Raw genomic sequence first — 4,957 nt, 5'->3', positions numbered from 1 at the left:
GCTCCTCCGGAAGGAGACGAGCACGAGCCCCGCGGGTGCCTCTTCGCCCTGTCCCAGCCGCCGCTGATGATCTTCCTGGCGGTGATCGGGACCCTGTTCCTCATGGCAGCGCTGCACGACCTGCTGCTGCTGTGAGCCGGCCGCGCGCGTCCCCGGCGACACCCGTCGGGGGCGGCGTTCTCAGCCGCCCGCGGGCGGGCGGAGGGCCGCGCTCAGCCCGCCGCCTCCTTGCGGCGGGCGCGGTAGGCGGCGACGTGGAGCCGGTTCCCGCAGGTGCGGCTGTCGCAGTAGCGGCGTGAACGGTTGCGTGAGAGGTCCACGAAGGCGCGGCGGCAGTCCGGGGCCTCGCAGCGCCGCAGCCGCTCCCGCTCCCCGGCGACGACGAAGAACGCCAGCGCCATGCCGCAGTCCGCGGCCAGGTGGTCGGCGACCGAGGCGCCCGGCGCGAAGTAGTGGACGTGCCAGTCGTAGTCGTCGTGGTCGGTCAGCCGGGGCGTGGTGCCCGCCGCCGCGACCAGCTCGTTGATCATGCCCGCGGCGACCCGGGTGTCCGTGGCGGCGAAGACGGCGGCGAACCGCCCCCGCAGCCGCCGCACCGCCGACAGGTCCAGCTCGGTGAGGGTCCCCACGTCGCTGATCCGGTGACCGGCCACGAAGGCCTCGAGCGCGCGGAGGTCCGCCAGCCCGTCCTCCGTGCCGTCCTCCGGCGCGGTGTTCACCAGGTCCACCACGGCGTCCAGGGCACACCTGGTGTCATGGGTGATCAGCACGTATCGCTCCCTGCCTGGGCATCCGCGGGCCGCCCGCCGATGGTGGCCGATCGTAATGGCTTTTCGGCCGGGGGGAAGGGGTGATCGGTCGGTGGAACGCCCCGGCGCCGTCCACCGCGGGGAGAACCGCGGCGACGGCGCCGGTGCGTGCGTATGCGGTTGTGCCGGCCCGTTCGAGGCTGTGCCGGCCCCGGCCGTCTCCCCGAGTGGACGGCCGAGGTTGCTCGAGCTGTGGTGCGGCCGGGGCCGGAGGCGCCCCGGGGGTCTCCCGCTCCTAGCTCTCCGCCAGGATGTGCGAGAGTTCCTGGTCGAGATCGAAGTGACGGTGCTCCGTGCCGGGTGGCACGGCGGCGTCCGTACGCTTCAGGAAGGACTCCAGGGCCCGCGCCGGGGCCTCGAGCAGGGCCTCGCCCTCCGGGGAGCTCAGGGCGATGCAGACGACCCCCTGGCCGTGACTGCGGGACGGCCAGACACGGACGTCGCCCGTGCCGGTGGGCCGGTGCAGCCCCTCGGCGAGGAGATCACGGGCGAACACCCACTCGACCGTCTCCTCGGCTCCGGTGTGGAAGGTGGCGTGCACGGCATAGGGATCGGCCGTGTCGTACCGCAGGCCTGCGGGGACAGGCAGTGAGGACTCGCTCGATACAACGAGGCGCAGGTGCAGCTCGCAGCTGACCGTGGTGTTCATAAGCGCCAGGGCCTTTCGCTCAGTGTGCGCTCGGGGATTCGCACGTCGGCGAAATCGACATGCCACACACGATGCCGTTGTAAACCCCTCTGAGGGTTTTGCGTGCGTTTATGTACCTCTTCTGGCCGAGGGTACTTCGAGTGAGGCGACCATTCCGGTGATCACTTTCGCTCGGGTAGGGTTTCGCGAGTGAATACGGGGAGTGACGAACCTGGGGAGACGCGGGGGATGCGCACGACAGCGGGCGAGGTGGAATCCGACGTGACACATGACGATCGTGGAACCCCGGCCGACGGCACGGAAGGCGGCGCGCCGGGCACCGGTGCCACCATGAGTGAGGTGGCGGACACCGAGGGCTCCGGGCAGCCGGAGGGCAAGCACGAGCGGGCGCTGGGATCGCGGGCGCCCGAGTTCGTCCAGCGGCGCCGCGCGCTCCACGTGAGCTGGCAGGTCGGCGTCTTCCTGGTGGGCCTCGCGGTGATCGGGGCCGGTGTGCTGATGCTGGTCTTCCCCGGTCCCGGCTGGGTGGTGATCTTCGGCGGCATGGCGATCTGGGCCACCGAGTTCGTCTGGGCGCAGCTGGTGCTCCGCTGGACGAAGCGCAAGGTCACCGAGGCCGCGCAGAAGGCCCTGGACCCCAGGGTGCGCCGCCGCAACCTGACGCTCACCGTGATCGCCCTGGTGATCGTGGCCACGCTCTGCGGCATCTATCTGTGGAAGTTCGGCCTGGCCATGCCCTGGAACATCGACCGGCGGTGACCTGAGGGGTGGTGCGGAGCACCCCCTGACATGGGGTAATGTTCTTCCTGCGCCCGGGCGATTAGCTCAGCGGGAGAGCGCTTCGTTCACACCGAAGAGGTCACTGGTTCGAACCCAGTATCGCCCACCGACGAGGAGGGTCCGGTTCCGTGGAAACGCGGAGGCGGGCCCTCCTCCTTTTGCCCTCCCGGGGCGGGCGTTCGGGTCCGTGCCGGTGAATTCGGTCCGGAATTGGGCGATTGTTTTCGCGGAACGCCGCGCATTTCTTGGCGCGTTCGCGGACCCGCTACTTCCGTTTATCCTGCGCTCCGTCAAGTCTTCGCCGGAGCCCGGCAATTCGCCGCGCCGCCGCGAATGCAGGGAAAGGGAGCCGGGGCCTCCGCGGAGGGAAAGCGGCAACTCGATGGGACGTCCCGCCTGTTCGCCGCCGGCCCCGCGGGCCGGCGGCGAACGGCTCGTGGACACTGGGGTCATGAGGCCGAGCGAGCTCACCCGGTACCGCTTCTCCGGCCGCTGGACCCTGTCCGCGGCGCCCGGAGCCGTCTACCGGACCCTGGAACGCGTCGACGCCTACCCTCGCTGGTGGCCGGAGGTGCGGCGGGCGGTGCGGACCGGGGAGGCCTCCGGGCAGGTGCTCGTCCGCTCGCTCCTCCCGTACGACCTCCGCCTGGACATCCGGGCCGTCCGGCACGAGCCGGCGGCCGGCGTGCTCCAGGCGGAGCTGTCCGGGGACCTGCGGGGCTGGATGCGCTGGACCGTCCGCGCGGCGGGCACCGGCACGCTGGTCCTCCACGACCAGGACACCGTCCTCGCCAAACCGGTGCTGCGCCTGCTCGGCGTGCCCGGCCGCCCGCTGCTGCGGGCCAACCACGCCCTGATGATGCGCGGCGGACGCCGCGGGCTGGAGGCCTTCCTGGCGGGCGGCGGGGAAGCGGTTTGAACGAAGGGCCGTCGGACCTGTATTGTTCAGTGCGTTCCCGGGCGATTAGCTCAGCGGGAGAGCGCTTCGTTCACACCGAAGAGGTCACTGGTTCGAACCCAGTATCGCCCACAGCACCGGAGGCGATCCGAGACCGCGACACAGCGGCCGGGTCGCCTCCGTCGTTCCTCGGGACGGTCGGCGTCCCCGGACGCCGGCCCGTCCGTCCGGTCACCGTCGCCGGCCGACGCGCCGCCCGACGGCAGCCGCGTGCTCAGGCGGCCGCCGTCAGTCCCGGACGCAGCGGCCACGAGCGGTCCACCGTCTCCGGCGTCCCGCTCCGCGCGAACCACGCCTCCAGACCCTTCGCCTGCGCCGCGTGCCAGGTCTGCTGGAGCGTGTGCAGTTCGGCCGGGGACAGCCGCTCCAGCCGGGAGGCGAACCTGCGTCCGACCGCCCGCGTGACGTCCAGGGCCGCCATCGCGTCCGCCGCCGCGTCGTGCGCCTCGGTCAGCTCCACGCCGTAGAACCCGCACAGGTCGACCAAGGTCCGGCGGCCCTTGCGGTACCGGTCGAAGTGCTTGTCCAGCACCCGCGGGTCGATCACCCGCAGCGGCGCCGAACGGAACCAGCGGTCCAGCGAGGACGCCCGGTGCCGCCGGAGTTCACGGTCCAGCAGGGTCAGGTCGAAGGGCGCGTTCATCACCACCAGCGGCCGGCCCGCGGCCGCCTGCTCGCCCAGCGCCCTGCCTATCTCGTACATCACCGGAGCCGGCCAGCGGCCGTTGCGCTCCAGATGGTCCTGGGTGAGCCCGTGCACCGCCGTCGCCTCGGCAGGAACCGGGACCCCCGGGTTCACCAGCCAGCGCGTCACGCGCGGCCGGGTGCCTGGTGCGTCCTGCACCACCAGGGCGGCCGACACCACGCGGTCGTTCTCCACGTCCACACCCGTCGTCTCCGTGTCGAAGGCGACCAGTGGGCCCTCGTACCAGCACGTCATGTCTCCGCAACCCCTCGCTCAACTCCCCGCACACGCAAGGCGGCAGACGGAACGTCCGCCGTGCACCGGTGATACCCGGGCCGTTTGCGCCGTACGCCGGACGGAGACAACAGACATACGGGACCGCGCAGTTCAGCGGCCCCGCCCTCGAACCGTCCGGCCGGAGAGGCTGTTGGGCATGGCCACGGCGCAGCCCGAGCGCGGGGGACTGCTTCCCGAGCGCGCGGCGCACCCACGCGGCACACTCGCCACCACCGCCTGCATGGAGACCCTCCAGGTGGGATACCTGCACGCCGTCGCGGCCGCGGCCGGGTGCTCGCTGTCCCAGCCGTTCCCCGACAACGGCATCGACTGGCACGTCAGTCACAGCTCACCCGGCCACACCGTGGACGACGAGGTCACCATCAAGGTCCAGCTGAAGAGCACCTACCAGATACCGGCCCGCCCGCCGGGCCGGCACTTCTCCTTCACGCTGGACAACGGCCACCTGGCCAAGCTGGCCCGCACACCCGTCACCGTGCACAAGATCCTCGTGGTGATGCTGGTGCCGCGGTCCCGCGACCAGTGGCTGACCGCGGGGCACGACCGGCTCGACCTCAGGCACTGCTGCTACTGGGTCAACCTCGCCGGACATCCGGTCACCGGGCGCACCCGCACCACCGTGCGGGTGCCGACCTCGCGCATCTTCGACGACCGGGCGCTCTGCGACATCATGAACCGGGTCGGAAGGGGAGGCATACCGTGACGCACCGGCCGATCGACGACCCGGGGCGCGTCCCCCGTCGCGGGCGCCCCCGCCCCCATCCCGCGGACGGCGCGGA

The 4,957-nt window shown here is 71.8% G+C and carries 6 protein-coding genes and 2 tRNA genes; 5 read left to right on the top strand and 3 right to left on the bottom strand.

Translation table 11 applies throughout. The features are described from left to right. Positions 1 to 212 precede the first annotated feature (212 nt). Together HW445_RS18215 and HW445_RS18210 are read right to left on the bottom strand one after the other, a co-directional pair. Positions 213 to 770, bottom strand: coding sequence for a CGNR zinc finger domain-containing protein (locus HW445_RS18215; RefSeq protein WP_180222058.1), 558 nt, complete (start codon positions 768 to 770; stop codon positions 213 to 215). A 274-nt stretch (positions 771 to 1,044) separates the two neighbouring features. Continuing rightward, entirely contained in the window at positions 1,045 to 1,458 is a 414-nt protein-coding gene (locus HW445_RS18210) for an SsgA family sporulation/cell division regulator (protein ID WP_004002642.1), read from the bottom strand. 330 nt (positions 1,459 to 1,788) lie between these two features. Here HW445_RS18210 and HW445_RS18205 point away from each other — a divergent pair, with 330 nt between their 5' ends. The 4 genes from HW445_RS18205 to HW445_RS18190 all read left to right on the top strand — a co-directional run bounded on the left by HW445_RS18205 (position 1,789) and on the right by HW445_RS18190 (position 3,268). Further along, positions 1,789 to 2,217 (top strand): TIGR02611 family protein, encoded by a 429-nt coding sequence (locus HW445_RS18205; RefSeq protein WP_180222057.1) that lies wholly within the window; start codon positions 1,789 to 1,791, stop codon positions 2,215 to 2,217. A gap of 55 nt (positions 2,218 to 2,272) precedes the next feature. Continuing rightward, positions 2,273 to 2,344, top strand: a tRNA-Val gene (locus HW445_RS18200). 345 nt (positions 2,345 to 2,689) lie between these two features. Then, positions 2,690 to 3,157 carry an SRPBCC family protein gene (locus HW445_RS18195; protein WP_180222056.1) on the top strand — a complete coding sequence of 156 codons (468 nt, stop codon included), beginning with the start codon at positions 2,690 to 2,692 and terminating at the stop codon, positions 3,155 to 3,157. Between the two features lie 39 nt (positions 3,158 to 3,196). Further along, a tRNA-Val gene (locus HW445_RS18190) sits at positions 3,197 to 3,268 on the top strand. A 142-nt stretch (positions 3,269 to 3,410) separates the two neighbouring features. Here the strand turns inward: HW445_RS18190 and HW445_RS18185 are convergent. Then, complete coding sequence (locus tag HW445_RS18185; protein ID WP_180222055.1) at positions 3,411 to 4,136, bottom strand: 3'-5' exonuclease; 726 nt, start codon at positions 4,134 to 4,136, stop codon at positions 3,411 to 3,413. Positions 4,137 to 4,314: 178 nt separating this feature from the next. Here HW445_RS18185 and HW445_RS18180 point away from each other — a divergent pair, with 178 nt between their 5' ends. Continuing rightward, complete coding sequence (locus HW445_RS18180) at positions 4,315 to 4,881, top strand: DUF4365 domain-containing protein (RefSeq protein ID WP_180222054.1); 567 nt, start codon at positions 4,315 to 4,317, stop codon at positions 4,879 to 4,881. The last annotated feature ends 76 nt before the right edge of the window (positions 4,882 to 4,957 follow it).

The organism is Streptomyces sp. UH6 (assembly GCF_013421635.1).
Taxonomy (GTDB): domain Bacteria; phylum Actinomycetota; class Actinomycetes; order Streptomycetales; family Streptomycetaceae; genus Streptomyces; species Streptomyces abyssomicinicus.
The sequence above is the reverse complement of the archived record's forward strand: the minus strand, read 5'-3'. Positions and strand labels throughout refer to the sequence as shown.

Coding starts and splice junctions, on each gene's coding strand:
- HW445_RS18185 (WP_180222055.1), bottom strand. CDS start 4,136: ATGACGTGCTGGTACGAGGGCCCACTGGTCGCCTTCGACACGGAGACG.
- HW445_RS18205 (WP_180222057.1), top strand. CDS start 1,789: ATGAGTGAGGTGGCGGACACCGAGGGCTCCGGGCAGCCGGAGGGCAAG.
- HW445_RS18180 (WP_180222054.1), top strand. CDS start 4,315: ATGGCCACGGCGCAGCCCGAGCGCGGGGGACTGCTTCCCGAGCGCGCG.
- HW445_RS18210 (WP_004002642.1), bottom strand. CDS start 1,458: ATGAACACCACGGTCAGCTGCGAGCTGCACCTGCGCCTCGTTGTATCG.
- HW445_RS18195 (WP_180222056.1), top strand. CDS start 2,690: ATGAGGCCGAGCGAGCTCACCCGGTACCGCTTCTCCGGCCGCTGGACC.